This is a genomic window from Pseudomonas sp. S04 (genome assembly GCF_009834545.1).
Taxonomy (GTDB): Bacteria; Pseudomonadota; Gammaproteobacteria; order Pseudomonadales; family Pseudomonadaceae; genus Aquipseudomonas.
The window spans coordinates 4,732,888-4,758,722 of the sequence record NZ_CP019427.1; the positions used below are offsets into that span (position 1 = coordinate 4,732,888).

At 60.4% G+C, this 25,835-nt stretch carries 25 protein-coding genes and 1 pseudogene; 8 read left to right on the forward strand and 18 right to left on the reverse strand.

Features of this window, described 5'->3' with window-relative positions:
- Window positions 1-46: 46 nt before the first annotated feature.
- A complete protein-coding gene (locus tag PspS04_RS21005) occupies window positions 47-478 on the forward strand; it encodes a PACE efflux transporter (protein ID WP_159997581.1) in 432 nt (143 codons plus the stop codon).
- 58 nt (window positions 479-536) lie between these two features.
- Here PspS04_RS21005 and PspS04_RS28160 read toward each other — a convergent pair whose 3' ends face one another.
- Entirely contained in the window at window positions 537-1,076 is a 540-nt protein-coding gene (locus PspS04_RS28160; protein WP_371917601.1) for a methyl-accepting chemotaxis protein, read from the reverse strand.
- Between the two features lie 3 nt (window positions 1,077-1,079).
- Window positions 1,080-1,862: pseudogene (locus tag PspS04_RS28165) on the reverse strand (PAS domain-containing protein); the annotation flags it as partial.
- A gap of 582 nt (window positions 1,863-2,444) precedes the next feature.
- Here PspS04_RS28165 and PspS04_RS21015 point away from each other — a divergent pair.
- The gene (locus tag PspS04_RS21015; RefSeq protein ID WP_159997585.1) at window positions 2,445-2,852 is read left to right on the forward strand and encodes a GNAT family N-acetyltransferase; all 408 of its coding nucleotides are present in this window, start codon (window positions 2,445-2,447) and stop codon (window positions 2,850-2,852) included.
- A 6-nt stretch (window positions 2,853-2,858) separates the two neighbouring features.
- On the opposite strand, the gene def is transcribed toward PspS04_RS21015, so the two are convergent.
- The 3 genes from def to PspS04_RS21030 form a co-directional block, all read right to left on the reverse strand.
- On the reverse strand, window positions 2,859-3,398 hold the full coding sequence (gene def / locus PspS04_RS21020; protein ID WP_095169804.1) for a peptide deformylase: 540 nt from the start codon (window positions 3,396-3,398) through the stop codon (window positions 2,859-2,861).
- Between the two features lie 2 nt (window positions 3,399-3,400).
- Window positions 3,401-4,351, reverse strand: a complete 951-nt coding sequence (locus PspS04_RS21025; protein ID WP_159997587.1) for a YihY/virulence factor BrkB family protein — start codon at window positions 4,349-4,351, stop codon at window positions 3,401-3,403.
- 168 nt (window positions 4,352-4,519) lie between these two features.
- Window positions 4,520-4,711, reverse strand: a complete 192-nt coding sequence (locus PspS04_RS21030; RefSeq protein ID WP_095169806.1) for a CsbD family protein — start codon at window positions 4,709-4,711, stop codon at window positions 4,520-4,522.
- Between the two features lie 199 nt (window positions 4,712-4,910).
- Between PspS04_RS21030 and PspS04_RS21035 the strand changes: the two genes are divergently transcribed.
- A complete protein-coding gene (locus tag PspS04_RS21035; RefSeq protein WP_095169807.1) occupies window positions 4,911-5,288 on the forward strand; it encodes a hypothetical protein in 378 nt (125 codons plus the stop codon).
- Between the two features lie 45 nt (window positions 5,289-5,333).
- Here the strand turns inward: PspS04_RS21035 and fadD1 are convergent, their stop codons facing one another.
- Complete coding sequence (gene fadD1, locus PspS04_RS21040) at window positions 5,334-7,034, reverse strand: long-chain-fatty-acid--CoA ligase FadD1 (protein WP_095169808.1); 1,701 nt, start codon at window positions 7,032-7,034, stop codon at window positions 5,334-5,336.
- Window positions 7,035-7,364: 330 nt separating this feature from the next.
- Entirely contained in the window at window positions 7,365-9,053 is a 1,689-nt protein-coding gene (fadD2, locus tag PspS04_RS21045) for a long-chain-fatty-acid--CoA ligase FadD2 (protein ID WP_095169809.1), read from the reverse strand.
- Window positions 9,054-9,250: 197 nt separating this feature from the next.
- Here fadD2 and PspS04_RS21050 point away from each other — a divergent pair, with 197 nt between their 5' ends.
- Together PspS04_RS21050 and PspS04_RS21055 are read left to right on the forward strand one after the other, a co-directional pair.
- Window positions 9,251-10,195 carry an alpha/beta hydrolase gene (locus tag PspS04_RS21050; protein ID WP_159997589.1) on the forward strand — a complete coding sequence of 315 codons (945 nt, stop codon included), beginning with the start codon at window positions 9,251-9,253 and terminating at the stop codon, window positions 10,193-10,195.
- 43 nt (window positions 10,196-10,238) lie between these two features.
- The gene (locus tag PspS04_RS21055; protein ID WP_093425453.1) at window positions 10,239-10,709 is read left to right on the forward strand and encodes a MaoC family dehydratase; all 471 of its coding nucleotides are present in this window, start codon (window positions 10,239-10,241) and stop codon (window positions 10,707-10,709) included.
- A gap of 384 nt (window positions 10,710-11,093) precedes the next feature.
- Here PspS04_RS21055 and PspS04_RS21060 read toward each other — a convergent pair whose 3' ends face one another.
- On the reverse strand, window positions 11,094-11,561 hold the full coding sequence (locus PspS04_RS21060) for a ferritin-like domain-containing protein (RefSeq protein WP_095169811.1): 468 nt from the start codon (window positions 11,559-11,561) through the stop codon (window positions 11,094-11,096).
- Between the two features lie 204 nt (window positions 11,562-11,765).
- Between PspS04_RS21060 and PspS04_RS21065 the strand changes: the two genes are divergently transcribed.
- Entirely contained in the window at window positions 11,766-12,002 is a 237-nt protein-coding gene (locus tag PspS04_RS21065; protein WP_095169812.1) for a DUF3820 family protein, read from the forward strand.
- A 27-nt stretch (window positions 12,003-12,029) separates the two neighbouring features.
- Window positions 12,030-13,211, forward strand: coding sequence for an aminotransferase class V-fold PLP-dependent enzyme (locus PspS04_RS21070; protein ID WP_159997591.1), 1,182 nt, complete (start codon window positions 12,030-12,032; stop codon window positions 13,209-13,211).
- A 91-nt stretch (window positions 13,212-13,302) separates the two neighbouring features.
- Here the strand turns inward: PspS04_RS21070 and PspS04_RS21075 are convergent, their stop codons facing one another.
- The 3 genes from PspS04_RS21075 to zwf are packed head-to-tail and all read right to left on the reverse strand — an operon-like array spanning window position 13,303 to window position 16,155.
- Window positions 13,303-13,968 carry a bifunctional 4-hydroxy-2-oxoglutarate aldolase/2-dehydro-3-deoxy-phosphogluconate aldolase gene (locus tag PspS04_RS21075; protein ID WP_095169814.1) on the reverse strand — a complete coding sequence of 222 codons (666 nt, stop codon included), beginning with the start codon at window positions 13,966-13,968 and terminating at the stop codon, window positions 13,303-13,305.
- A gap of 17 nt (window positions 13,969-13,985) precedes the next feature.
- Window positions 13,986-14,699, reverse strand: coding sequence for a 6-phosphogluconolactonase (pgl, locus tag PspS04_RS21080; RefSeq protein WP_095169815.1), 714 nt, complete (start codon window positions 14,697-14,699; stop codon window positions 13,986-13,988).
- On the reverse strand, window positions 14,686-16,155 hold the full coding sequence (gene zwf / locus PspS04_RS21085) for a glucose-6-phosphate dehydrogenase (RefSeq protein WP_095169816.1): 1,470 nt from the start codon (window positions 16,153-16,155) through the stop codon (window positions 14,686-14,688). Before zwf ends, pgl begins: the two co-directional genes overlap by 14 nt.
- A 228-nt stretch (window positions 16,156-16,383) precedes the next feature.
- Here zwf and PspS04_RS21090 point away from each other — a divergent pair, with 228 nt between their 5' ends.
- The gene (locus PspS04_RS21090; RefSeq protein ID WP_174244630.1) at window positions 16,384-17,244 is read left to right on the forward strand and encodes a MurR/RpiR family transcriptional regulator; all 861 of its coding nucleotides are present in this window, start codon (window positions 16,384-16,386) and stop codon (window positions 17,242-17,244) included.
- A gap of 150 nt (window positions 17,245-17,394) precedes the next feature.
- Here the strand turns inward: PspS04_RS21090 and PspS04_RS21095 are convergent, their stop codons facing one another.
- The 7 genes from PspS04_RS21095 to PspS04_RS21125 all read right to left on the reverse strand — a co-directional run bounded on the left by PspS04_RS21095 (window position 17,395) and on the right by PspS04_RS21125 (window position 25,699).
- Window positions 17,395-18,249 (reverse strand): D-hexose-6-phosphate mutarotase, encoded by an 855-nt coding sequence (locus tag PspS04_RS21095; protein ID WP_095169818.1) that lies wholly within the window; start codon window positions 18,247-18,249, stop codon window positions 17,395-17,397.
- Between the two features lie 115 nt (window positions 18,250-18,364).
- Complete coding sequence (locus PspS04_RS21100) at window positions 18,365-19,711, reverse strand: carbohydrate porin (RefSeq protein WP_159997593.1); 1,347 nt, start codon at window positions 19,709-19,711, stop codon at window positions 18,365-18,367.
- Between the two features lie 282 nt (window positions 19,712-19,993).
- Complete coding sequence (locus tag PspS04_RS21105) at window positions 19,994-21,154, reverse strand: ABC transporter ATP-binding protein (RefSeq protein ID WP_159997595.1); 1,161 nt, start codon at window positions 21,152-21,154, stop codon at window positions 19,994-19,996.
- 3 nt (window positions 21,155-21,157) lie between these two features.
- A complete protein-coding gene (locus PspS04_RS21110; protein ID WP_095169821.1) occupies window positions 21,158-22,003 on the reverse strand; it encodes a carbohydrate ABC transporter permease in 846 nt (281 codons plus the stop codon).
- Window positions 21,996-22,904 carry a carbohydrate ABC transporter permease gene (locus tag PspS04_RS21115; protein WP_095169822.1) on the reverse strand — a complete coding sequence of 303 codons (909 nt, stop codon included), beginning with the start codon at window positions 22,902-22,904 and terminating at the stop codon, window positions 21,996-21,998. The genes PspS04_RS21110 and PspS04_RS21115 overlap by 8 nt, the downstream gene beginning before the upstream one ends.
- A gap of 159 nt (window positions 22,905-23,063) precedes the next feature.
- Window positions 23,064-24,356, reverse strand: a complete 1,293-nt coding sequence (locus PspS04_RS21120; RefSeq protein WP_159997597.1) for an ABC transporter substrate-binding protein — start codon at window positions 24,354-24,356, stop codon at window positions 23,064-23,066.
- A 116-nt stretch (window positions 24,357-24,472) separates the two neighbouring features.
- The gene (locus tag PspS04_RS21125) at window positions 24,473-25,699 is read right to left on the reverse strand and encodes a D-mannose isomerase (protein WP_159997599.1); all 1,227 of its coding nucleotides are present in this window, start codon (window positions 25,697-25,699) and stop codon (window positions 24,473-24,475) included.
- Between the last annotated feature and the right edge of the window lie 136 nt (window positions 25,700-25,835).

The window sequence follows — 25,835 nt, forward strand, 5'->3', positions numbered from 1 at the left end:
TGCGCCAGCCCCACTGGCCATCAAGCACTGAAAAAGAGGCAACTCCATGCAAGGCGTCAAACGCAAACTGGTCTACGTTTCACTCTACGAGGTGATCGGCATGACCTTCTCCGCCCTCGGCCTGGCCTTGCTGTCCGGCACTTCGCCAGGCAGCACCGGGCCGCTGGCGGTGATCATCACCAGCATCGCGGTGAGCTGGAATTTCATCTACACCTCGCTGTTCGAGCGCTGGGAAAGTCGCCAGGTGTCACGCACCCGCACCGTCAAACGGCGGATCGCCCATGCCGTCGGTTTTCAACTGACGTTGATCGTATTCCTGATCCCGTTGATTGCCTGGTGGATGCACATCAGCCTGGTCCAGGCCTTCCTGCTGGACCTGGCGCTGATCATCTTCATCCCCTGCTACACCTTTGCCTTCAACTGGCTGTTCGACCGCACCTTTGGTTTGCCAACCTCGGCACTGCCCGACCCAGCCTGAAGCCAGAGGCACGGACAAGGCTGGCGAACACTTGCGCAGCCTTCGCCCCCCTCACCCGTCAGTGCAACTGCAGGGTCTCATTGAACTGGCTGATGGCATCCACCACATGCCGTGACCCCTGCTGGATCTCCAGGATTACCTCGCCGGCCTCGTTGGCCAACTCCACCCCCAACCCGGTACGGCTCAAGCTCGATTGCATGCTCGACACCGCACTCAACGAGAGGTCGTGGTTCTTGCGCACCACGTCGACAATTTCCAGGGTCGCCTTGCTGGTACGCGCCGCCAGGCTGCGCACTTCGTCGGCCACCACGGCAAATCCGCGTCCATGCTCCCCGGCCCGCGCGGCTTCGATAGCGGCGTTGAGGGCTAGCAGATTGGTCTGGTCGGCGATGCCGCGAATGGTCTGCACGATGGTGCCGATGATGTCTGACTGCTTGCTGACCGCATCGATGCTCAGCGCAGCCTCGTTCAAGTCCTGGGAGATCTGCTCGATGATCTGCACCGTCTGCTGCACCACCTGCGAGCCCTTCTGGGCACAGGCGTCGTTTTGCACCGAGGTCGAATGCGCGGCTTCAGCAGCAGATTGCAGGGTGGTCACCTGCTGGGTGATGTCGCTGGCAAACTTGACCACCTTGTACAGCCGGCCCTTGGCGTCGAAGATCGGGTTGTAGGAGGCTTCCAGAAACACGATGCGCCCGAACTTGTCGACCCGCTCGAAGCGGTGTGAGTGATATTCGCCACGGTTGAGCGAGGCCCAGAATGCCTTGTAGGCCGACGACTCGCTTTCCGCACGGTGACAGAACAGGCTGTGGTGCTGGCCCATCACTTCGCCCGCGGAGTAATGCATGGTCTGCAGGAAGTTATCGTTAGCACTGATGACTTTGCCGTCGGGGGAGAACTCGATCACCGCCATCGCCCGGCCCAAGGCATTCACCAGTGCCTGGTTCTCATGCTCCTTGATGATTCGGGCGGTGATGTCCGTGGCCACCTTGATCACGCTGTGCACCTGCCGGTCGGCACCGATCACCGGCATGTAGCTGGCTTCGAGCCAAACCTCCCGCCCATGCCTGTCCAGGCGCTGGAACGTCCCGCTGTTGGGTTCGCCACGCTCCAGTTCACGCCAGAAGCGTTGGTATTGCTCGCTCTTGGCGTAATCGCCCTCGCAAAAGATCCGATGGTGCTTGCCGCGTATTTCTTCGAGGGAGTAACCCATTGCCTTGCAGAAGTTTTCATTGGCATCGAGGATCACCCCGGCAGGGTCGAACTCGATCATCGCCATCGAGCGACTGACCGCCGCCAGCTTGGCGTTGGCCTCGCTCAAAGCACAACTGAAGCGTTGGATTTCGAGCAGGTCAGACTTGTGATGTAGGTTAAACATGGTCATATCACCCTAAGCGCGGTCTTTTGATTGATGAAAGTACTTCGGTCTTTCAACGGATCCACCACAACGTTCCATGGAACAGGTACACGCCTTCCTCCAGCGCAAGGACAGATAAGGTGATAAATGATGGGTAATCGGAGAGTCCGTGGGGGCAACGTTCTGGCCCGGACATCCTGATCAGGAAGATCAGTGCTGAGCATAGACAGGCTCGGCATGGATGCAAGGCCATTAATAAGCCACCATCGAGGACAAAATCGGTTCAGCACCTGCCCGGCGTCAGTACATCAGCGCAGGAAAATCTGGCAGCGAGGGGTTGTTGGCTTGGAACTGAACACGGAGCCCGCTTGCCGGGCTCCGTCGAGATGGGTCTGACTAGTGGCCGAATATGCCGACCTTCTTGGCTTTCTTGTCTGCGCGTTTTTCATCGGCGCTTTTTGCCGGTTTTTTCTTCGCGGCTTTTTTTGAATCCATGCCTTTGGCCATGATACTTACTCCACTCATACAGGATGTGAGTTCAGGTATACACCTATCGCAGAGCGCCCGTTCTTTTATAATCCACGGCTTTGCGCACCGATGGCCTCTTTCATGCCCCACACCCAGTACACACAGCTAGATGACGCGCTGTGGCCCTTGATGAACAAGTTCTACCGCCGTCATCAGTCATCGATGAAAGCGGTACGGGATGCACAATTGTGGGTCGGTAAACGTGATGAGATAGTCGCCGGCCTGTGTCTGCGACCCATGGCCGAAGGGTTATGGCTGACGGGCCTGCTGGTTGCTCCGGCCTGTCGCGGCCAGGGCGTGGCAGCGGCATTGATGGCCGAGGCGCTGGCAACGGTCACCCAGCCGGTGTGGCTGTTGTGCCACCCGGACCTGCGTGAGTTCTATCAGGGCAACGGCTTCAGCGCCGGCCCGCAACTGCCCTATGCGTTGGCCGAGCGCCTGCTGCGCTACAGCCGCAGCAAGCCGATGATTGCCATGGGGCGTAACTGATCGGGATCAGTCGTCCGCCGCTGGGTCGAGTTCGGGGAACATCACCTCGGTAAAGCCGAACTTGGCAAAGTCGCTGATCCGCGACGGGTACAGACGGCCGATCAGGTGATCACATTCGTGTTGCACCACGCGGGCATGAAACCCCGAGGCCATACGCACGATCGGCTCGCCCTTGGGATCGACGCCCTCATAACGAATGTGCTGGTAGCGCTGCACCGCACCCCGTAACCCGGGCACTGACAGGCAACCTTCGAAGCCCTCCTCCAGGGTGGGCTCCAGCGGGGTGATCAGCGGGTTGATCAGGATGGTCTGCGGCACGGCTTCCGCGTCGGGGTATCGCTCGCTGTGTTCAAAGCCGAAGATCACCAGTTGCAGGTCGACGCCAATCTGCGGCGCGGCCAGGCCGACCCCACCGACGCTTTCCATGGTCTGGAACATGTCGTCGATCAACTGCCACAACTCAGGGCTGTCGAACATCTGCGCCGGAACCGGCGGGGCAATACGCAGCAGGCGCGGATCGCCCATTTTGAGAATTTCACGGATCATGGTCAGGCTTCGTCAGTGGTCGGTTTGAGCGAGTGGTCCCGTCCCAGTCCCGAAACGTGGTGTTTATGTGCGTGGTCGTGCTCGCCCGGAACCTTTTCGCCAGGGTCCTTGCCTTCGCTCGACATGTGTTCGATCACCGCATTCATCTCCGCCCCCAGTAACAGCACCGCAGCGGAGATATAGAAGTACAGCAACAGCACGATGATCGCGCCGATACTGCCATACATGGCGTTGTAGTTGGCGAAGGTTTTCACGTAGAAACCAAAGCCCAGGGAAGCGATGATCCACACCACCACCGCCAGCACCGAACCTGGGGTGATGAAGCGAAACTCCTGCTTTACGTCGGGCATCACGTAGTAGATCAAGGCCACCGCGATCATCAGCAGAATCACGATCACCGGCCAGCGCAGAATGGTCCAGACCGTGACGATGAATTCCTGCATGCCAATCTGCGATGCGATCCATTCCATCACCTGCGGGCCAAGCACCATCAAGGCTGCGGCCACCAGCAGCATGCCGGCGATACCGACGGTGTAGAAAATCGACAGCGGGAAGCGCTTCCAGATCGGCCGTCCTTCGACCACGTCGTAGGCGGCATTCATCGCGCTCATCATCAGCCGCACACCGGCCGAGGCGGTCCACAGGGCGATGACGATACCCACCGAGAGCAACCCGCCTTTGGATTGCTGCAACTGGTCAATCACCGGGTTCACTTGTTCCAGGGCCTGGGGCGGCAACACCAATTCCGATTGCAGGCGCAGCCAGGAGAAGAAGTCCGGCAAGTGCAGGAACCCGATCAGGGCGATCAGGAACAGGATGAAAGGAAACAGCGAGAACAGCATCTGATAGGCCAGCGCCGAGGCATAGGTCGACATCTCGTCGTCGACGAACTCGGTGACCGTGCGCATCATCACGCGATGCAGGGGCAAGCCTTTCAAATCCGGGAAAATCATAGCGTCTCCTTTCGCCGCAATCAGGTTGTAGTCGGGGGCGACTCAGGGGCCGTTTTCTACAACAAGGTAACCTGTTTGGCGACCTTGAAACAATTTCCACGCGTTGCTTAACCTTAGTCGACAAAAAAACGGCCACCCGCGGATGGCCGTTGCCCTGCCTTGCGGCTATCAGGCCTTGTCGACTGTTTTCTTGACTGCGTCCTTGGCGTCGCCGAGCGCTTGCTGGGCCTCACCTTTCTTTTCCTGGATCTTGCCTTCGGTCTGCAGCTTGGGATTATCGGTGGCTTTACCGACACCCTGCTTGATGTTGCCGATCGCTTCGTTGGCCAAACCTTTCGCTTTATCGCCAGTGCTGCTCATGGTCTTGCTCCTGTGAACATTCAAAGGTCAGTGTCGTTACGTAGAGGTTGACCGGCGGGCGTCAGGCGGAGTTTCATTTATTTTCACTGCGTCATTTCATCGCCAGATGCAGGTTGGGCTTTATGTTTTTGGGCTTTGCCGGGAGAATGCGCAACGTATTCAGGCCTTGGCGCTGAACGTCCAATCCCGTAGGAACGTTATGAAACTCGATAAAAAGCAGGCCATTGCCCGCAGAAACCAGGAACTGGGTGGTGCCGTGCTTGGCGTCAACAACTGCCACTTCACTGAACTGAACCGCAACCGCAACATCTGGTGGTTCGATATCCCGGTGGCTCGCCTGGCCGTGGGTCAGTACGAGTGGATTCACCTGCTGATGCACACCCCGGACACCGACCAGTTGCTGCACTTGAAAGTGCCAACCGTGTTCCTGCGGGAAAAACTCGAAGGCCTGGTAGTGCGCAACGAAGGCAAGCGCAAGGCTGCCCTGAGCCTGGAACTGAGTGCCGACAAGGACTCGTACCTGCAGGACATGCGTCCGGCCGGCACCAATGTGAATTTCGCGCAGTTCCAGCAGTAACGTTCCACCCACAAAAAACCCCGCATCGGCGGGGTTTTTTATGGGTCAGGCGCTGACCTTCTTCAAACCGAGCTTCTTCAGCTCTTCGTCCCGCAGTTCGCGACGCAGGATCTTGCCGACGTTGGTGGTCGGCAGCGCATCGCGGAACTCGACAGCCTTGGGCACCTTGTAACCCGTGACGTTGGCACGCATGTGCGTCATCACCTGTTCCTTGGTCAGGGTCACGCCAGGTTTGGCAACGATGAAAATCTTGATCGCCTCGCCCGACTTGTCGTCCGGCACGCCGATGGCTGCGCACTGCAGGACGCCTGGCAGAGTCGCCAGCACGTCTTCCAGTTCATTCGGATAGACGTTGAAACCGGAGACCAGAATCATGTCTTTCTTGCGATCGACAATGCGCATGTAGCCATCCGGCTGGATCAGCGCGATGTCACCGGTCTTCAACCAGCCTTCGCTGTCGAGCATTTCATCGGTGGCGTCCTGGCGCTGCCAGTAGCCCTTCATCACCTGCGGCCCCTTCACGCAAAGTTCGCCGATTTCGCCCAGCGGCTGCTCGACGCCCTCGTCGTTGATGACCTTGCACAACGTCGAAGGAACCGGAATCCCGATGGTACCGATCTGGATGTTCTGGATCGGGTTGACCGTGGCCACCGGGCTGGTCTCGGTCATGCCGTAGCCTTCGCAGATCGGGCAGCCGGTGACTTCTTTCCAGCGTTCGGCGGCGGCCAGTTGCAAGGCCATGCCACCGGACAGGGTGACCTTGAGCGCCGAGAAGTCCAGCTTGCGGAAGGCTTCGTTGTTGCACAGCGCGACAAACAAAGTGTTCAAGCCGACAAACCCGCTGAACTTCCACTTCGACAGTTCCTTGACCATCGCCGGCAGGTCGCGCGGGTTGCTGATCAGGATGTTGTGATTGCCGATCAGCATCATTGCCATGCAATGAAAGGTGAAGGCATAGATGTGGTACAGCGGCAGCGGGGTAATCAGGATCTCGCAGCCTTCGTGCAGGTTCGAGCCCATCAACGCCTTGCACTGCAACATGTTCGCCACCAGGTTGCGGTGGGTCAGCATTGCGCCCTTGGCCACGCCGGTGGTGCCGCCGGTGTATTGCAGTACGGCGACGTCGCTGCTGGCCGGGTTGGCCTCGGTCACGGGTTGCCCCTGGCCTTTGCTCAGCACGTCATTGAACTTGATGGCCTTGGGCAGGTTGAACGCCGGCACCATCTTCTTCACGTACTTGATCACGCTGTTGATCAACAGGCGCTTGAGTGGCGGCAGCAGGTCCGCCACTTCGGTGACGATCACATGCTTGACGCCGGTCTTGGGTACCACGGCCTCGGCCAGGTGCGCCATGTTCGCCAGGCAGACCAGGGCCTTGGCCCCGGAATCGTTGAACTGGTGTTCCATTTCCCGCGCGGTGTACAGCGGGTTGGTGTTGACCACGATCAAGCCGGCGCGGATGGCACCAAACACGGCGATCGGGTATTGCAACAGGTTAGGCAACTGTACGGCGATTCGATCACCGGGCTGCAAATCGGTATGCTGTTGCAGATAAGCGGCAAATGCCCCGGACAGTTCGTACAGCTCACCGTAGGTGAGTGTCTTGCCGAGGTTGCTAAAAGCCGGTTTGTTGGCGAAGCGTTGGCAGGATTGCTTCAACACTGCCTGAATATTCGGATACTCGTCTGGATTGATGTCGGCAGCAATCCCAGCTGGGTACTTATCCTTCCAAAAGTCTTCGATCATGGAAGCCCACTCCTCAGCAACGCGAATTCTTCACCGCATTTGATGCGATTATTATTGGTGTGTGTTTTTTGGTGAATCTGGCTTTTACTCAAGGCCGAGAAGTCACAAAGCGCGCCGAGAGTAGCAGCTTTGCCAAGGGCCTACTAGAGCCAAACGAAGGCTCTACGGTCACGATAATGACTCAAGACCAATCAATGGTCATTTTTAGAGTAAAAATTCTATATGCCGTGAAAGCCCCGTTCTACAGGGCTCCGCGCGATTTTACTGGGACAAAAAAAGGGGCGCTCCAACTCGAGCGCCCCTTCTTGCTGCTGCATCGCTAACAATTCATTACGCGATATCGCGCAACTCCCGCCGCAGGATCTTGCCCACGGGGGTCATCGGCAACGAATCTCGCAGCACGATGTGCTTGGGCACCTTGTAGGCGGTGAAGTTCTCTTTGCAGTAGGCCTTGAGCTCTTCCAGGCTGACCCCGGCTTCACGCGCCACCACGAACAGCTTCACCGCTTCCCCGGAACGCTCGTCCGGCACACCGATTACCGCGCAATTGGCAACGTTGGGGTGGGCCATGACCACGTCTTCGATCTCGTTGGGGTACACGTTGAAACCCGAGACGATGATCATGTCTTTCTTGCGATCGACGATGCGCACAAAACCATCCGGATCGATCACCGCAATGTCACCCGACTTGAACCAACCCTCGGCATCCAGCACCTCCTCGGTGGCCTCGGGTTTCTGCCAGTAGCCCTTCATGATCTGCGGGCCCTTGATGCACAACTCGCCGCGCTCGCCCATGGCTTGCTCGACGCCATCGTCGTTGATCACCTTCAGCGTGGTGCCTGGTACCGGCATGCCCACGGTGCCGATGCGCGACAGGTCGCCATAGGGGTTGGTGCAGGCCACCGGCGACGTCTCGGTCAGGCCGTAGCCTTCGGTAATCCGGCAACCGGTGAGCTTTTCCCAGCGCTCGGCGGTGGCCTTGACCAGTGCCGTGCCGCCGGAGTTGGTCAGCTTCAGGCTGGAGAAATCCAGGGTCTTGAAGTCCGGGTGATCCATCAACGCGACGAACAGGGTGTTGAGCCCAAGCAAGGCCGAGAAGCGCCAGTTCTTCAGTTCCTTGATAAAGCCGGCGATGTCCCGTGGATTGGTGATCAGCACGTTATGGTTGCCAGTCACCATCATGCACATGCAGTTCGCCGTGAAGGCATAGATGTGGTACAGCGGCAGCGGCGCGATCATCACTTCCTGGCCTTCGCGCAACAGCGGTTGTCCGTCGCGACCGAACTGGCCCAGGCAGGCACGGGCCTGCTGCATGTTGGCGACCAGGTTGCCGTGGGTCAGCATCGCGCCCTTGGCCAGACCCGTGGTGCCGCCGGTGTATTGCAGCACGGCGACGTCATCGAGACCGACCTGAAGTGGCTTGATGCTCTGCCCACGGCCCATGCGCAAGGCACTTTTGAAGGAGATCGCCTGGGGCAGATTGTAAGCCGGGACCATCTTCTTGACCTTGTCCACCAGGGTATTGACCAGCCAGCCCTTGGCGGTAGGCATCAGGTCACCCATCTTCGCTTCGATCAGGTACTGGATCTCGGTGTCGGGCAGCACTTCCTGGACTTTCTGCCCGAACATGTTCAGGTACACCAGCGCCCGGGCACCGGAGTCCTTGAACTGGTGGCGCATCTCGCGCGCGGTGTACAGCGGGTTGGTGTTGACCACGATCAGGCCGGCGCGCATGGCACCAAACACGGCAATCGGGTAATGCAGGACGTTGGGCATCTGCACCGCGATGCGATCGCCGGGCACCAAGTCAGTCTGGCTTTGCAGGAAGCCGGCGAACGCCGCGCTGTAGCGTTCGAGGTCAGCGTAGGTCAGGGTCACGCCCATGTTGCTGAACGCGGGACGATCAGCGAATTTCTTGCAGGAACGTTCGAACACCTCGATCACCGACTTGTAGGCACCCAGGTCGATATCGATGGGTACGCCGGCCGGGCGTTTATCATTCCAGAAATCAGCTTGCATTATTATTGTCCTCTATACCTGAGCCAATCCGGGCCGCCTGAGCGGAGCTTCTGGGACACTAGCAGTTATGGTGAATCAGGCAAATATCAGCACCGGCGTCATTGATCGCGTGAATCTTGCTGCCGCGGGCTTTGCGCATTACCCGTCCCCGGGTTGTTGCGCTATACAATGCTGCGACCCCGCGCAAAGGAATCGCCATGATCCACGATACGTTCTGGTTGACCGCGAACGACCACAGCCAACTGTTCGTCAACCAATGGTTGCCGGAGGGTACGCTCAAGGCCGTGATCCTGGTGTCCCATGGAATGGCGGAACATAGCGCACGCTACGCACGCCTGGCCGAACAATTGTGTAACCAGGGGTACGGCGTGTATGCCCTGGACCAGCGCGGACACGGCCAGACCGCCACCAACGGGGTCCTGGGGCACTACGCCGACGCCGACGGCTGGTGCAAAGTGGTGGGTGACCTGGCCAGCCTCAACCAGCACATCGGCCAACAGCATCCGGGCGTGCCCATAGTGCTGCTGGGCCACAGCATGGGTAGCTACATCGCCCAGGCGTACCTGCTGCACCACAGCGCCAGCCTGCATGGCGCGGTCCTCAGCGGTTCGAATTTCCAGCCGGTGGCGCTGTACCGCGCAGCGCGCCTGATCGCCCGTTTCGAACGCTGGCGCCAGGGCCCTACCGGGCGCAGTGCGTTGCTGGAGTGGTTATCGTTCGGTTCATTCAACAAGGCGTTCAAGCCCAATCGCACCGCATTCGACTGGCTCAGCCGCGATCCCGACGAAGTCGACAAGTACGTCCGCGACCCGCTCTGCGGCTTTCGCTGCAGCAATCAGCTGTGGATCGACATGCTGGGCGGCTTGCAGCAGATCAGCAAAGCGTCCAATCTCGCCCAGATCGATCCGGGCCTGCCGTTGCTGGTGATCGGCGGTGAATGTGATCCGGTGAGTGAGGGCAAGCGTCTCACCTCTTTGGCCGAGGCGCTACGCCGCGCCGGCAGCCAGGGTCTGGAACTGAAGATCTACCCCCAGGCCCGGCACGAACTGTTCAATGAGAGCAACCGCGATGAAGTGACTGCGGACCTGCTCACCTGGCTGGCCGGGGCCTTGAGCCATCGTCGTCCTGCCAGGACCGAATGACCTTCGGTTTTTTTCACTTAACTCGTCACAGGATCCAAGACACATGACCCAGGTTACCAACACGCCGTACGAAGCCCTCGAAGTCGGCCAGACCGCCAGCTACAGCAAGACCGTGGAAGAGCGCGATATCCAGCTGTTCGCGGCGATGTCCGGCGACCACAACCCGGTGCACCTGGACCCTGAATTCGCGGCCGCCAGCATGTTCAAGGAACGTATCGCCCACGGCATGTTCAGCGGTGCGCTGATCAGCGCGGCAGTCGCCTGCGAACTACCTGGGCCGGGCACCATCTACCTCGGTCAACAAATGAGTTTCCAGAAGCCGGTGAAGATCGGCGACACCCTGACCGTGCGCCTGGAAATCCTCGAAAAACTGCCAAAGTTCCGCGTACGCATCGCCACTCGAGTGTTCAACCAGCGTGATGAACTGGTGGTCGATGGCGAAGCCGAGATCCTCGCCCCGCGCAAGCAGCAGACCGTGACCCTGCCAACCCTGCCCGCGATCAGCATCGGCTGATTCGCCCTCGCACCAGGCCCTGACACCCACAAAGGTGTCCGCCTGAGCGCAATGCGGTCCGCGTTGATAGATCCGCGCAGCCAAGAAAAATCCGCAGCCCGATAAGGCCTGCGGATTTTTTATGTGCATGAGATTAATTCAGGCCAACCGCTAGCTCGCGCCTACCTGTACATCGCCACTTCTTAAAACAACCTTACATCCATGACAGCCCCGTCCGACTGCCCATGACACTGGCTCGACTACGCCACTGCGATGCCACGGATTGAAGGTGAAAAAGTCGTCTGGCTGTGGACCGGATTTAATCCAATCTGATTGCAGTGGCTGGGCCAAAAAAAACGCCGCCGTCCATGGCTGGACAAGCGGCGTTTTTACACAGGTACAAGCTTACGAGCGAGCACGCGCCTGGTTGCGCAGGGCTTTGACCTGATCGTGATTGCGTTGCACGCCGTGGTACTGACGTTCAACCAGGTCACGAATGTTCACCAGGTTGTGTTTGTTGATTTTCTCCAGCGCTTCTTTGTAAGCCTTCAGGGCATGATCTTCGCCGCGCTCGGCTTCGTTAAGTACCGCCTCTTCGTCCTTGCCGGTCACCAGCGACTTGAGGTCGACCCAGCGACGGTGCAGGTCACCGCTAACGCTGGTGGAGGTTTCCGGATCGCCACCCATCGAACGCACGGTGCTCTGCAGTTCCGCGGCGGCGGTGGCGCAGTCGGTAGAACGTTTGACAAACAGCGCCTTGAGTTCAGGATGCTTGATGTCTTCGGCGCAGGTCTTGAACCCTTCCTGGCCGTCCTTGCTGGTCTCGATCAAGTCGTTGAGGACTGAAATCGCTTCTTTATTAATGTCGGTCATTTTTCAAATTCCTTGCGGGTTGAGAGAGTTGCATAAGGAGTTGCAGCTCGTGTGCCAGCTTTTGAATTGATAAATTTCCGTTATTTTTCAATGAGTTAGAATTTTAGATGGAATCTGTATCCACGCTATTTGCATGATCTGTCAATTGGCCTGCATGCAGAATGCCTGTATTTTCCAAAGTGTCTGAACCAGGACCGCTGACCGATGAACCCTGAAAAGCTCGAATTACTGATCACCCGCGAAATGCCCTTTGGCAAATACAAGGGACGCATCATCGCCGACCTGCCTGGCCCCTACCTCAACTGGTTCGCCCGCGAGGGTTTCCCCCACGGTGAACTGGGCGGCCTGCTGGCATTGATGCAGGAAATCGACCACAACGGGTTGTCCGATCTGCTGGACCCATTGCGGGCCAAACACGGCAAACCCAAACCTCGTCACTGAGCCACTGAACCCGCACCGAGTCGCCCCATGCCCGATAACACGCTACGCGCCCGTGATGAAGCTTTCTGGCAAACCTTCGCTGATCGCTACGATGTCCAGCCAGGTCCGATCAACTTGGAAAACGGCTATTTCGGCCGTATGTCGCGTACGGTGATCGACGAGTACCAGCGCAATATCGAACTGATCAACCGCAGTAACTCGGTGCATGTGCGCCAGCGCTTCGAACAGTTCGAGAGCGTGACCGTGCGCGAGCATCTGGCCGACTTGCTGCGGGTACCCGCCGAGGCGGTCGCCTTCACCCGCTGCGCGTCCGATGGGTTGCAAGCGCTGATTCGCAATTACAACGGCCTGCAACCGGGCGACCAGGTACTGCTCTGCGACCTGGAATACGACACGGTAAAAAGTGCGATGCACTGGCTGGCCCGCCATCGTGGCGTGGAAGTGATTGAAATCCAGCATGACCACCCGGCGAGTTTCGAGACCCTGCTGGCGAGCTATCGCGCGGCATTCGAGCAGTACCCACGTCTCAAGCTAATGGCCCTGACCCACGTCACCCACCGCACCGGCCTGGTGCTGCCGGTCCAGGCCATTGCCAGCGCTGCCCGAGAACACGGGATCGACGTAATCCTCGACGGCGCCCACGCTCTCGGCCAGATCGAGTTCGACCTGGATGAACTGGGCATCGAGTTTGCCGGCTACAACCTGCACAAATGGATCGGCGGCCCGTTGACCCTGGGGTTCATCTACATCGCGCCGCAGCGCCTGGGCGCGATCGATCCGGACATGGGCGAGTTCCATTTCCCCACGAGCGACATCCGCTGCCGCACGCCCTACAGCACCCCGAACATTCCAGCCCTGCTGACCCTGCCCCTGGTGTTCGAAGAGCATCGAGCCATGGGCGGCGCCGCAGCCAAAGGCGCGCGCCTCAACTACCTGCGCAACCTGTGGGTCAGCGCCGTGCGCAAGGTACCGGGGATTGAAGTCATGACCCCGGATGACCCGCGCCTGTACTGCGCGATCAGCTCCGTACGGTTTACCCACCAGGCGGATCAGCAACCGATGGTCGAGCGCCTGCTCAAGGACTACAACCTATTCACCGTGGCCCGCAGCGGCTCGGCCTGCGGCCTGTGCATCCGCATCACCCCGGGCCTGACCAGCACCGCACGGGACATGCGGCTGCTGACACAGGCGTTGATCGAATTGAGCTGAGACGCCAACGAGAACAAAAAAAAGGCGCACCGACCAAGTGCGCCAAATAGCCGTAAAACACAGAACAACTACAACGATCCTGCAAAAACCATCAATCCAACAGAGCCAGCGCCTCAGCCGTACACTCCTGAATACGCGCCCAGTCACCGTTCTTGATCCACTCCGGATCCAGCATCCAGCTCCCGCCCACACACATCACGTTCTTCAACGCCATGTAGCTCTTGATGTTCCCCGGACCCACCCCACCCGTCGGGCAGAACTTCACTTCACCGAACGGACCGCCCAGGGCCTTGATGGCCGCGACACCGCCGCTGACCTCGGCCGGGAACAACTTGAAGCGCCGATAACCCAAGGCATAACCCTCCATGATCCCCGAGGCATTGCTGATCCCCGGCAACAACGGAATCGAGCTGGCCACGCTGGCTTCCAGCAGCTCACGGGTAATCCCCGGAGTGACGATAAACTGCGAACCCGCAGCTTCAGCGGCAGCCAGCGTGGTGCGATCCAGCACCGTGCCGGCACCGGTGACCAGCTCCGGACGCTGCTCACGCAGGATCTGGATCGCCTTGAGGCCGAACTGCGAGCGCAAGGTCACTTCCAGGGCGGTCAGACCACCAGCCGCCAGGGCGTCAGCCAGAGGCAGGACATCCTGCTCGCGGGCAATGGTAATCACCGGCAGGATCCGCGCCTTGGCGCAGAGGCTGTCGATCAGGGCAACTTTGTCCGCCATGGAAACGGTCGGGGATGGGTTTTTCATAGCGGCTGATCCTTGGCTCATGGGCACCAGTAAATCTCTAACGTAGGTTGCAGAAAGGCACGAATCGGCATTGCGGCGACATCGTCACCGGCCAGTGCGTCACTCAGGGTGGCCAGCTTGGACTGACCGGAAATCGAAAGAACCGTGACCTGCGCCGACGCCAGCAACGCACGACTCATGGTCAGGCGCTGATGAGGTACGGTCGGCGCCAGCATCGGCCAGCACCGGCGCGTGCCGTCGACCTGCAGGGCCTCGGCCAGGTGCGGACTGTTGGGGAACAACGAAGCGGTATGCCCGTCGTCACCCATGCCCAGCACCAGTACATCAATCTTCGGCAGCTCGGCGAGCAGGCGGTCGGCCTGTTCGGCGGCTTGCTCAAGGTTCGCGCTGGCGCTGTACAGGCTGAGGAACTGCGCCTTGGCGGCCGGCCCCTGCAGCAGATAACGCTTGAGCAGGCCGGCATTGCTGTCGGCGTGTTCGACCGGCACCCAGCGTTCGTCAGCCAGGCTGACCACGACGTTGGCCCAGTCGAGTTTCTGCTTGGCCAGATGCTGGAAAAACGCCACCGGACTGCGCCCACCGGAGACCACCAGGGTCGCCGTGCCCCGGGCTTCGATGGCGTCGCCCAGTTGCCGGGCCACTGCCAGCGCCAGGCTCTCGGCCAGCAGCACCGGGCTTTTGAATGCATGGGCGCTGACGCCCTCGGGCAGTTTTAATTCAGATATCGCCATACCACGACCTCCCGTCCCGCGTGATCAGTGCAATGGAGCTCATCGGCCCCCAGGACCCCGCCGCGTACGGCTTGGGGGCATCTCCGGATTTTTTCCATCCGGCGATCAACTGGTCGCACCACTTCCACGCGGCTTCGATTTCATCTTTACGGACAAACAGGTTCTGATTGCCGCGCATCACTTCCAGCAACAACCGCTCGTAGGCATCGGGAATCCGCGCACTGCGATAGGTATCGGAAAAATTCAGCTGCAGCGGTCCGCTGCGTAGCTGCATGCCCTTGTCCAGGCCTTGTTCCTTGGTCATCACGCGCAAGGAAATACCTTCGTCTGGCTGCAGGCGGATGATCAGCTTGTTGCTGATCTGCAAGCGCTGCTCGGGGGCGAAGATGTAGTGCGACGGTTCCTTGAAGTGAATGACGATCTGCGACAGTTTGTCCGGCATACGCTTGCCGGTACGCAGGTAGAACGGCACGCCGGCCCAACGCCAGTTACGAATATCGGCCCGCAGCGCAACGAAGGTTTCGGTATCGCTCTGGGTGTTGGAGTTCTCTTCTTCCAGGTAACCCGGCACCGGCTTGCCCGCGCTGTAGCCCGCGATGTACTGGCCGCGCACCACCTGGGTAGTCAGGCCTTCCGGGCTGATCGGCGCCAGCGCCTTGAGCACCTTGACCTTCTCGTCACGGATGCTGTCGGCGGACAGGTCGGCCGGCGGGTCCATGGCGATCAGGCAGAGCAGCTGCAACAGATGATTCTGGATCATGTCGCGCAGTTGGCCGGCCTTGTCGAAGTAGCCCCAGCGACCTTCGATCCCGACTTTCTCGGCGACCGTGATTTCCACGTGGGAAATGTAGTTCTGGTTCCACTGGGTTTCGAACAGGCTGTTGGCGAAACGCAGGGCGATCAGGTTCTGTACCGTCTCTTTGCCCAGGTAGTGGTCGATGCGATAGGTACGGTTTTCCGGGAAGTACCGCGCCACGGCATCGTTGACCTTGCGCGAGGACTCCAGGTCCGAACCGATGGGCTTTTCCAGCACCACCCGGGTGTTTTCCGTCAGGCCCACTTGCGCCAGGTTCTCGCAGATAGCGCCGTACACCGCCGCCGGGGTAGCGAAGTAGGCAATCATCCGCTGCGCGGTGCCCGCCAGTTCGGCCAGGGCGACATAGTCGTCCGCCTTGAGGAAGTCGACGTGCAGGTACGTCAGGCGTGCCAGGAAGCGCTCGACCACGGCTTCGTCAAGCTCCTTGGCCTCTACATAGCGCCGCAGTTCCCGGGCGATGAAAGCCAGGTGCTCCTGCTCCGTGCCCGCTTCACGGGCCAGTGCGATAATGCGCGTGTCCTCATGCAGCAGGCCCGCGCCATCAAGTTGATACAAGGCAGGAAACAGCTTGCGCAGGGCCAGATCGCCGAGGGCGCCGAACAAGGCAAAGGTGCACGGTTCAACCGTAATCGAAGGCATGATGTTTGTTCTTTTATCAAGTTAAGCTACAAATACCTTTTTTCAAGGCATCGCTCAAGGAAAAATGTAGTAATAACCACAACATTTTTCCAAAATACAGATTCCGAGTGGTGGTCAGTCGGGGCCATCAGTAGGATAGGCCACCGTTATGGGCACGATCAAAGTCTCAATTGGCATAGCCAAGCCCCCTCTTTGCAGAGCTGAACCAAGGAATTTCATATGGACCGCGTGCGGAACTTACTGGAACAGATCCAGAATCGCCTTGCCGACCTGAACAAGGCCGAGCGCAAGGTCGCCGAAGTGATCCTGCTCAACCCACAGCAGGCCACTCGCTTCAGCATCGCCGCCCTCGCCCAGGCCGCCTCGGTCAGTGAGCCGACGGTCAACCGTTTCTGCCGTTCATTCGGGGTCAGCGGCTACCCGGAGCTCAAGCTGCAACTGGCGCAGAGCCTGGCCAGCGGCGCGGCCTACGTCAGCCGCGCGGTGGAGGCCGATGACAATCCCGAAGCCTACACCCAGAAAATCTTCGGCAGCGCCATCGCCTCCCTCGACAGCGCCTGCCAGGCACTGGACCCGAACCTGATCAGCCGCGCCGTCGACCTGTTGATCCAGGCCCGGCAGATCCACTTCTTCGGCCTCGGTGCTTCCGCCCCTGTGGCCCTGGACGCCCAGCACAAGTTCTTCCGCTTCAACCTGGCGGTCACCGCCCACGCCGACGTACTGATGCAGCGGATGATTGCCTCAGTGGCCCACACCGGCGAGTTGTTCGTGATCATTTCCTACACCGGACGCACCCGTGAACTGGTGGAAGTGGCGCGCATCGCTCGGGAAAATGGCGCTTCGGTCCTCGGCCTGACCGCCGAGGGCTCGCCACTGGCCAAGGCCAGCACCCTGAGCCTGAACATCCCGTTGCCGGAAGACACCGACATCTACATGCCGATGACCTCGCGGATCATTCAACTGACCGTGCTCGACGTCCTCGCCACCGGCATGACCCTGCGCCGCGGCGTCGACTTCCAGCCACATTTGCGCAAGATCAAAGAAAGCTTGAACGCCAGCCGCTATCCGGTGGGGGATGAGTTCAACTGATCCAACAGCTTCATTGCCCGCTCAGACCTCATCGCGGGCAAGCCCGCTCCCACAGGTTCAATGGCAGCCGCACGTTTTGTGCTCGACGTGGACACTGTGGGAGCGGGCTTGCCCGCGAAGGGGCCAGTCCAGACACCGCAATTTCTTAAACTAAGCCGCCGCCCACGCCTGCAGGCTCAAATGCGCCCGCTCCCCCGGCGCCAGGCACAAGCTGTCGGTGCCGCCACTGGCGGCTTCGACACAGACAAACTCGGAAATCTCGTTCCAGCTCACCCCCAGCAACGGCCGTGAGCCGGGATGCCAGACCACCGTGTCAGCGCTGGCACCGGTGTCGATGCACAACTGGCGCTGCCAGGCGTGGTCCTTGAGCTGCAGTTCCCCCTCGTGCTGGAACACCCGCTGACAGCCGCCCTCGACCCGCAACTCGCCCTGCTGCTGGCAATTTTCCCGCTTGAGCTGGTCATAACCCTGGGCGCCATCGAGCCCAGACAGCGCTACCTCACCGACGTCACCAATACGCCAGTAAGCGTGCAAAGCATGGCTCAACTGGCACGGCAGGCTGTCCTGGTGCTCAGTGCTCAGGCGCAATTCCATGCGCTCGCCCAGGTGCGCGTGCAGGTCCACTTGCCAGTCACACAGCTGCAACTGCCAGTGCAGGCGTACGCCGTCGGCATCGCTGCTGCTGTCGATCAGCTTCCAGTCGATCAGCCGCGCCCAACCATGGGACGGCCAGGCGTTTTCGCTCGGGTGGCGGCCATACCACGGCCAGCACACCGGCACGCCGCCACGGATGGCGCCGACCTGTGGCCACTTCGCCGCACACCACAACCAGGGCTTGTGCCCCGAGGGCTGGAAATGCAGCAACTGCGCGCCCTGGCGACTGAACACCGCCTGGCACAGCGGATGATCGATCACCAACACATCGCGCTTCTGATAGCGCTCCCACGCAAACACCGGACGTTCGCGCAAGGATTTGAAGAAACGTTGTAGCGGATGCTCTTGCATGTGCCACGGTCCTGAAAATCAGCGGTAACCAGAGGGCGCGCGACCCCAAAAAAAAGCGGACAGCCTGGGCTGTCCGCAAAAATGCGCACATGGAGAAGAGCTTATCGCAACCGCGTTAGAACACCGACTGAATTTTCAGGCCGGCCACCAGCGCGTTGTCGACTTCATCGACACCGCCCGGGTGGGTGACGTATTGCAGGTTAGGACGCACCGTCAGCCAGTTGGTGACGTGGAAACCGTAGTTGATCTCGTAGTTGTACTCGGTGGTCCGCAGTGGCGAGAACAGCGGATCGGCATAGTCGCTGACGCCATTGGCCGCGTTGACCAGCTCGGCGTTTTTCTTCACGTCTTCGTTGACGTGGATACGGGCGAAGCCGATGCCGACGTCATCTTTTGGCCGTGCATCGAACGGGCCCTTGTACACGAACATCAGCGACTGATAGTTGTCGACGACGTTGGTGTCCTTGTCGTGGAAGGTCGCGTTGGCCGCGATGTTCAAGCCGCGGGAAGCGTCGCCGTTGTGGCTGGTCAGTTGCTGCTGGGCGACGAACCAGTAACCGTGCTTGCTGCTGTGCTCGCGGTAGCTGTCACCGCTGGTTGCGGCATCCTGGCCGTTGTCGTCCTCGCGCACGTCATTGGCTGCGGCCGTGCTCTTGTAGTAGCCCACACGGTATTCACCCGGCAGGTTGTTGACCTTCGGCGACCAGACCAACTCTACCGGCAACACGGTGCCCTGGGTGCCGCTGCCGCTGAGCTTGAAGCCGTTGCCGTGCTCCAGTTGCGACGGGTTCTGGTTGTAGGCACCGATCTGCGCGAAGAACTCTGGCGTGATGTTGTACTTCACGCGGATCGCCGCCTGGCTGACCGGCCAGTTGTACCAGATGTTGGTGGCCCAGTTACCCACCTGGGAACCACAGAACGCCAGGTTCTGGAACTCGCACGGGAAGGTATTGAAGTCCTCGCCCTCGCCGAAGTAACCGGCCTTGACGTCGAGCTTGTTGTCGAGGAACTGATGCTGGATCCACAACTGGGTCAGACGCACCATATGGCCGCGACCGTAGACTTCCTGGGAGGAACTCAAGGTGCCCGCGCGCGGGTCGCCGATACGGTCGTTGGAGATGTTTTCGCCATTGCGGTTGGTCAGCTGGATCTTGGCCTGGGTGTTGTCCCAGCCCCAGAGTTTCTGCAGGTCCAGCGCCACGCCGAGGCCAAACTGGTCGGCATAGCGCGCGGTCTTGTCGTCGTTGTAGCCACCGTTGAGGTTGCCACCGACTTCACCCACGTAGTCGGCCTTGATGTCGATGCCTTGCTCGATCAGCCGGGTACGCTCGCCGCCCCAATCGCCGGTCATCCACTTGGAGTCAGCGCTGAACGCGTCAGCGGCAAGCGCGTTGGCTGCCAGGCACATTGCTGCGACCGCCGACAGCTGGCAGATGAGTTGAGCGTTGTTCTTGATCTTCATCCCTACTTCCTCGTTTTATTGTTATTAACTGGCATCCCCTGTGGGAGCGAGCGCCCGCTTGCGGCTTGATCGCGATGGTCTCAACTGCACCGCGTTCATTCAGACGGGTGCAGGCCATCGTTCACGTCCATCGCGAGCAAGCTCGCTCCTACAATCCCCTGTGGGAGCGAGCTTGCTCGCGATGGTCTCAACTACACCGCGGTCATTCAGGCTGTGCAGGCCATCGTTCACGCCCATCGCGAGCAAGCCGCAAGCGGGCGCTCGCTCCTACAGTCTTGTGTTTCAGCGGCCTTTGAATTGGGTCACGTTGGCGCTGTGTGCCTCAATCCTTGGCAAACCCGCCGTCCCCAGGCGTTCACCGGTCTTGGCATCGAACAGCAGCACCTTGGCCGGATCGAATTGCAGGGTCAGGGTCTCACCCACGGCGGGAGCCACATCCGGCGCCAGGCGGCAGCAGACCTTGGTTTGATTCAGGTTGACGAACACCAGCGTGTCCGGCCCGGTCGGCTCGGTGACCTGGACCTCGGCCCGGATCGTCGGCAAACCGTTGGTTTCGCCAGACGCCAGCACAATCTGCTCAGGACGCATGCCGAGGATCACTTCGCGATCCTCGAGGCCAGCGTCCTGCATGCTCAATGGCAGCTCGACGCGCGCCTGACCACTGTCGAGCAGGGCCAGCAGGCGGCCGTCCTTGCGCTGCAGGCGCAGGGGGATGAAGTTCATCGGCGGCGAACCAATGAAGCTCGCGACGAACAGGTTGGCCGGGTCGTTGTAGATCTGCTTCGGCGTGCCGAACTGCTGGATGATCCCGTCCTTCATCACCGCCACCTTGTCCCCCAGGGTCATGGCTTCGATCTGGTCGTGGGTGACGTAGACCGTGGTGGTTTTCAGGCGCTGGTGCATCAGCTTCATTTCGGTACGCATCTCGACCCGCAGCTTGGCGTCGAGGTTGGACAGCGGTTCGTCGAACAGATAGATCTTCGGCCGCCGCGCCAACGCCCGGCCCATCGCCACGCGCTGTTGCTGGCCGCCGGAAAGCTGGCCCGGCTTGCGCCCGAGCAGGTGTTCGATCTGCAGCAGCTTGGACACCCGCGCCACTTCCTCATCGATTTCGGCGGTCGGCATTTTGCGAATCTTCAGGCCGAAGGCGATGTTGTCGCGCACGCTCATGGTCGGGTACAGCGCGTAGGACTGGAACACCATGGCGATGTCTCGGTCCTTGGGGCTCATGCCGCTGATGTCGGCGTCGTCCACCAGGATCGCCCCGCCGCTGATGTTCTCAAGGCCGGCGATGCAGTTCATCAGGGTCGACTTGCCGCACCCGGACGGGCCGACCAGGATCAGGAACTCACCGTCGTCGATCTTCAGCTCGATGTTTTTCAAGGTGTCCGGCAAGCCGGCGCCATAGGTCTTGTTGACGTTGCGTAATTCGAGAGTTGCCATGTTCTACCCCTTGACCGCGCCGGACGTCAGCCCACGCAGGAAATACTTGCCAGCGAATATGTAGACCAGCAGTGTCGGCAACCCGGCGATCATCGCCGCCGCCATATCAACGTTGTATTCCTTGGCCCCGGTGCTGGTGTTGACCAGGTTGTTCAAGGCCACGGTGATCGGTTGCGCGTCGCCACTGGCGAAGACCACGCCAAACAGGAAGTCATTCCAGATCTGGGTGAACTGCCAGATCAGGCAGACCATCACGATCGGGATCGACATCGGCAGCAGGATCTTCCAGAAAATCGTGAAGAAGCCCGCGCCGTCCAGGCGTGCCGCCTTGACCAGGGCATCGGGAATGCTCACGTAGTAGTTACGGAAGAACAGCGTGGTGAACGCCAGCCCGTAGACGATGTGCACCAGCACCAGCCCGGTGGTGGTGTTGGCCAGGCCGAGCTTGCCGATGGTGAACGAAGCTGGCAGCAGCACGGTCTGGAACGGCAGGAAGCAGCCGAACAGCAGCAGGCCGAAGAACAGCTGCGAGCCACGGAAGCGCCACATCGACAGTACGTAGCCGTTCATCGCGCCAATAAAGGTCGAGATCAGTACCGCCGGCACGGTGATTTTCACCGAGTTCCAGAAGTACCCTCCTACGCTGTCCCAGGCCTTGAGCCAGCCGATGCCGTCGATCACTTGCGGCCAGCTCAGCAGGTTGCCGGTACGGATGTCTTCCGGCGACTTGAAGCTGGTCAACAACATCACCACCAACGGGATCAGGTACACCGCTGCGGCCAGCAGCAGGGTCGCGTAGATGGCGATCCGGCTGACGCTCAGGCGCGGGGTGGCAAGCGAGTTATTCATGGCGTTTGCCCCGCAGTTCGGAGTACAGGTACGGCACCAGGATCGCCAGGATCGCGCCGAGCATCATCATTGCGCTGGCGGAACCGATGCCCATCTGGCCACGGCTGAAAGTGAAGGAATACATGAACATCGCCGGCAGGTCGGAGGAGTACCCCGGGCCGCCCGCGGTCATGGCCGCGACCAGGTCGAAGCTCTTGATCGCGATGTGCGCGAGGATCATGAAGGCGCTGAAAAACACCGGGCGCAGGCTCGGCAGGACGATCTTCAGGTAGATGGTCGGCAGGCTTGCACCATCGACCTGAGCGGCGCGGATGATCGACTGGTCGACCCCGCGCAGACCGGCGAGGAACATCGCCATGACAAAACCCGAGGCTTGCCACACGGCGGCGATCACCAGGCAGTACACCACGCGATCCTGATCCACCAGCCAGTCCAGGCGAAAGCCTTCCCAGCCCCAGTCACGCAGCATCTTGTCCAGGCCCAGGCCCGGGTTTAGCAGCCACTTCCAAGCGGTACCGGTGACGATCATCGACAGCGCCATCGGGTACAGGTAGATGGTGCGGATGAAGCCTTCCTTGCGAATGCGCTGGTCCAGCAGCACCGCGAGGAACACCCCCAGCACCAGGCTGATGCCGATGAACAGGCCGCCGAACAGCGCGAGGTTCTTGCTCGCCACCCACCAGCGATCGTTGTCCAGCAGGCGGGTGTATTGCTGCAGGCCGACCCACTTGTAGCTCGGCATGAAACTGGAATTGGTGAAGGACAGAACGAATGTCCAGATGATGTAACCGTAGAAGCCGACCAGAACGATCAGCATGCTGGGCGCCAAAACCAGTTTGGGCAGCCAGCGCTGCAGTGCATCGAACGGTGAGGCTTTGCTGAAAACCGCCACAGAGCTCATCGGGATTATCCAAGTGAAAGGAGTAAGAGTCGGAGTCGAGGAGAACCCTTGTGGGAGCGGGCTTGCCCGCGATAGCGATGCAACAGTCGACACTGCTGTTGAATGTCAGTCAGCTATCGCGGGCAAGCCCGCTCCCACAGGGTTACTCAGGGTCCAGGATTACTGCGCGGCTTTGACCGCCGAGGCCAACTGGGCGCTGGCCTTGGCCGGGTCGGCGTCCTTGTCGTTCATGAAGTTGGTGACGACGTCGAAGATCGCCCCCTGCACCGCCAGCGAAGTGGCCATGTTGTGGGCCATGCTCGGTTGCAGGCCGCCGGACTTGTCGTCCGCCAGGAAGTCCTTGGCCGAGGCCTGGGCACAGGAATCGAAGCCCAGCGCGCTCATGTCGTTGAGCATGTCGGTGCGCACCGGGATCGAGCCCTTGTTGATGCTGAAGACCTTCTGGAAGTCCTTGCCCAGCGCGACCTTGGCCAGGTCCTGCTGTGCGGCGATGTCACCCTTGCGATCGGCTTTCAACTTGAACACCGCCAGGGAGTCGATGTTGTAGGTGAAGGCGTTTTCAGTGCCTGGGAACGGCACGCACTGGTAATCCTTGCCGGCGACTTTGTTCGCCGCGGTCCACTCGCTCTTGGCCCAGTCACCCATCATCTGCATGCCAGCCTTGCCGTTGATCACGTCGGCGGCAGCGATGTTCCAGTCACGGCCCGCGCGGTTGGGGTCCATGTAGCCGATGAGTTTTTTCAGCACGGTGAAGGACTTGACCATCTCGGGGCCGGAGAGGGTTTTCTGGTCCAGGTCGACCAGGGCTTTCTTGTAGCCTTCAGCGCCCATGACCGAGAGCACCACGTCCTCGAACACGGTGCTGTCCTGCCAAGGTTGGCCGCCGTGGGCCAGGGCAATGAAGCCGGCCGCCTTGAGCTTGTCGGCAGCGACGTAGAATTCTTCGAGGGTGGTCGGGGCCTTGTCGATCCCGGCTTTCTTGAACACTTCCGGGTTGATCCACAGCCAGTTGACGCGGTGGATGTTCACCGGTACTGCGACGTAGTCACCTTCGTATTTGACGGTGTCAGAGACTTTTTTCGACAGCAGGCCGTCCCAGTTTTCCGCCTTGGCTACCTCGGTCAGCGCGTCGGTGCTGAGCAGGCCGGTGCTGCCCCACTCCTGGATATCCGGGCCCTTGATCTGGGCCACGCCCGGTGGGTTGCCGGCCACGGCGCGGCTCTTGAGTACGGTCATGGCCGTTGCGCCACCGCCGCCTGCCACCGCACCGTCCTTCCAGGTAAAGCCGTCTTTTTCAACCTGGGCCTTGAGTACGTCGACCGCTGCTTTTTCACCACCCGAGGTCCACCAGTGCACAACCTCCACGGAACCTTTGGGGTCGGCGGCCAGGGCGCTGAGGGGGAACATGGAGGCGAGGGAAATGACTGTGGCGAGGCGAGAAATCGCATTCATCTGAAGTACCTTTCTTGTTGTTATGCATGCAAGTCTGGTGCTTGCGCTGCAAACGAGTTTAAACAGGCTGGGATCCGCCGCAGGTAACGAAGCGACGGCGAAATGTCACCGCATGGTTACATAACCCGTGACCCAGAGCCCTGCGCCAACGCCGTGGCCATGCTCGGGGCCAACGGCAGCCGCGGAATCAGCACCGCCTGCCAGGCGTGATAGAGGTCCGGCTTGCCACCCCAGATCTGCGCACTCGGGCGATTGTCGGCGTCCAGTTCATGGTGCCAACTGCCATGGACGAGGTCGATCAGGTACTGCTCGCTGTACTCCCAAAGCCGCCGATACCAGGTTTCGTATTGGCCCTCGCCGGTGCGCTGGAGCAAGGCACTGGCCGCCGCGCTCGCTTCGCAGTGCACCCAATGCAAACGCTGACGCACCACTGGGCGACGGTCCCAGTCGAGGGTGTAGACCATGCCCGGCGCACCATCGACCTGCCAGGCGTGCTGGCAGTTGTTGGCGAACAGCTGCTGCGCATCGCGCAGCAGCCAGCCGGGGGTGAGCATGCCGGCCTGGACCCGCGCCGCCTCCAGGTGCAACAGCAGCCGCGCCCATTCAAACCCGTGGCCCGGGGTGGTGCCAAAGGGGCGGAAACCATCGGCCGGATTGGCCTGATTGTAGGCGTGCAGCGGCTGCCACTGACGGTCGAAATGCTCGACCACCAGGTACTGATTGGCGGCGCCGTGGCCGTGGATCAGTCGCTCGGCAATGCGCAAGGCGCGGTTCAGCCAGCGGCTGTCCTGGGTGACGTCAGCCAGGGCGAGAAAGGCTTCGGTGGCGTGCATGTTGCTGTTCGCGCCGCGATAGGCTTCCTCGACGCTCCAGTCGCGATTGAACGACTCGCGTATCGCGCCCTCCTCCTCGCACCAGAAATGCCGGTCGATGATCTCGATCGCATCGTCAAGCAACGCCTGGGCACCAGGGCGCCGAGCGACCCGCGCGGAACTCGCGGCCAATGCCACGAACGCATGCAGGTAAGCGGCTTTACCGGTATTGCCGTCGCGGTGCTCGGGCGAGGCGAACCAGCCGCCGTGTTCGGCGTCACGCAGCGGCCCAGTGAGGGCCTGGATACCGTGATCCACCAGCTCGGCAAACCCTGGCAAGCCCTGGATATGGGCCAGGGCGAAGCTGTGGGTCATGCGCGCGGTGTTCATGGTTTCAGCTTGCGCGTCCGGCGGTAGGTGGCCGCGCTGGTCGAGATTGCCGAAACCTGTGGGCAGCCTGGAAGCCTTGGCGAACGCCAACAGGCGCAAGCCCTCGGCAGCCAGCCATTGTTGGTGGGCAGGTGAGTGCATGGTGGACCTTTTTTTGTTGTTATGACTGCCAGCAGTCTAAACAACAGGTCGTGGCGGCCAGGTAACGAAGGCGCCGAGTTATGTCACCAGGCTGTGACATTGGCTTCGGGTGCCATCGCAGGCAAGCCCGCTCCCA

Bases quoted from the DNA above. Each gene is read 5' to 3' on its own strand.
- PspS04_RS21005 (WP_159997581.1), top strand. From the start codon at position 47: ATGCAAGGCGTCAAACGCAAACTGGTCTACGTTTCACTCTACGAGGTG.
- PspS04_RS21015 (WP_159997585.1), top strand. From the start codon at position 2,445: ATGCCCCACACCCAGTACACACAGCTAGATGACGCGCTGTGGCCCTTG.
- def (WP_095169804.1), bottom strand. From the start codon at position 3,398: ATGATCCGTGAAATTCTCAAAATGGGCGATCCGCGCCTGCTGCGTATT.
- PspS04_RS21025 (WP_159997587.1), bottom strand. From the start codon at position 4,351: ATGATTTTCCCGGATTTGAAAGGCTTGCCCCTGCATCGCGTGATGATG.
- PspS04_RS21030 (WP_095169806.1), bottom strand. From the start codon at position 4,711: ATGAGCAGCACTGGCGATAAAGCGAAAGGTTTGGCCAACGAAGCGATC.
- PspS04_RS21035 (WP_095169807.1), top strand. From the start codon at position 4,911: ATGAAACTCGATAAAAAGCAGGCCATTGCCCGCAGAAACCAGGAACTG.
- fadD1 (WP_095169808.1), bottom strand. From the start codon at position 7,034: ATGATCGAAGACTTTTGGAAGGATAAGTACCCAGCTGGGATTGCTGCC.
- fadD2 (WP_095169809.1), bottom strand. From the start codon at position 9,053: ATGCAAGCTGATTTCTGGAATGATAAACGCCCGGCCGGCGTACCCATC.
- PspS04_RS21050 (WP_159997589.1), top strand. From the start codon at position 9,251: ATGATCCACGATACGTTCTGGTTGACCGCGAACGACCACAGCCAACTG.
- PspS04_RS21055 (WP_093425453.1), top strand. From the start codon at position 10,239: ATGACCCAGGTTACCAACACGCCGTACGAAGCCCTCGAAGTCGGCCAG.
- PspS04_RS21060 (WP_095169811.1), bottom strand. From the start codon at position 11,561: ATGACCGACATTAATAAAGAAGCGATTTCAGTCCTCAACGACTTGATC.
- PspS04_RS21065 (WP_095169812.1), top strand. From the start codon at position 11,766: ATGAACCCTGAAAAGCTCGAATTACTGATCACCCGCGAAATGCCCTTT.
- PspS04_RS21070 (WP_159997591.1), top strand. From the start codon at position 12,030: ATGCCCGATAACACGCTACGCGCCCGTGATGAAGCTTTCTGGCAAACC.
- PspS04_RS21075 (WP_095169814.1), bottom strand. From the start codon at position 13,968: ATGAAAAACCCATCCCCGACCGTTTCCATGGCGGACAAAGTTGCCCTG.
- pgl (WP_095169815.1), bottom strand. From the start codon at position 14,699: ATGGCGATATCTGAATTAAAACTGCCCGAGGGCGTCAGCGCCCATGCA.
- zwf (WP_095169816.1), bottom strand. From the start codon at position 16,155: ATGCCTTCGATTACGGTTGAACCGTGCACCTTTGCCTTGTTCGGCGCC.
- PspS04_RS21095 (WP_095169818.1), bottom strand. From the start codon at position 18,249: ATGCAAGAGCATCCGCTACAACGTTTCTTCAAATCCTTGCGCGAACGT.
- PspS04_RS21100 (WP_159997593.1), bottom strand. From the start codon at position 19,711: ATGAAGATCAAGAACAACGCTCAACTCATCTGCCAGCTGTCGGCGGTC.
- PspS04_RS21105 (WP_159997595.1), bottom strand. From the start codon at position 21,154: ATGGCAACTCTCGAATTACGCAACGTCAACAAGACCTATGGCGCCGGC.
- PspS04_RS21110 (WP_095169821.1), bottom strand. From the start codon at position 22,003: ATGAATAACTCGCTTGCCACCCCGCGCCTGAGCGTCAGCCGGATCGCC.
- PspS04_RS21115 (WP_095169822.1), bottom strand. From the start codon at position 22,904: ATGAGCTCTGTGGCGGTTTTCAGCAAAGCCTCACCGTTCGATGCACTG.
- PspS04_RS21120 (WP_159997597.1), bottom strand. From the start codon at position 24,356: ATGAATGCGATTTCTCGCCTCGCCACAGTCATTTCCCTCGCCTCCATG.
- PspS04_RS21125 (WP_159997599.1), bottom strand. From the start codon at position 25,699: ATGCACTCACCTGCCCACCAACAATGGCTGGCTGCCGAGGGCTTGCGC.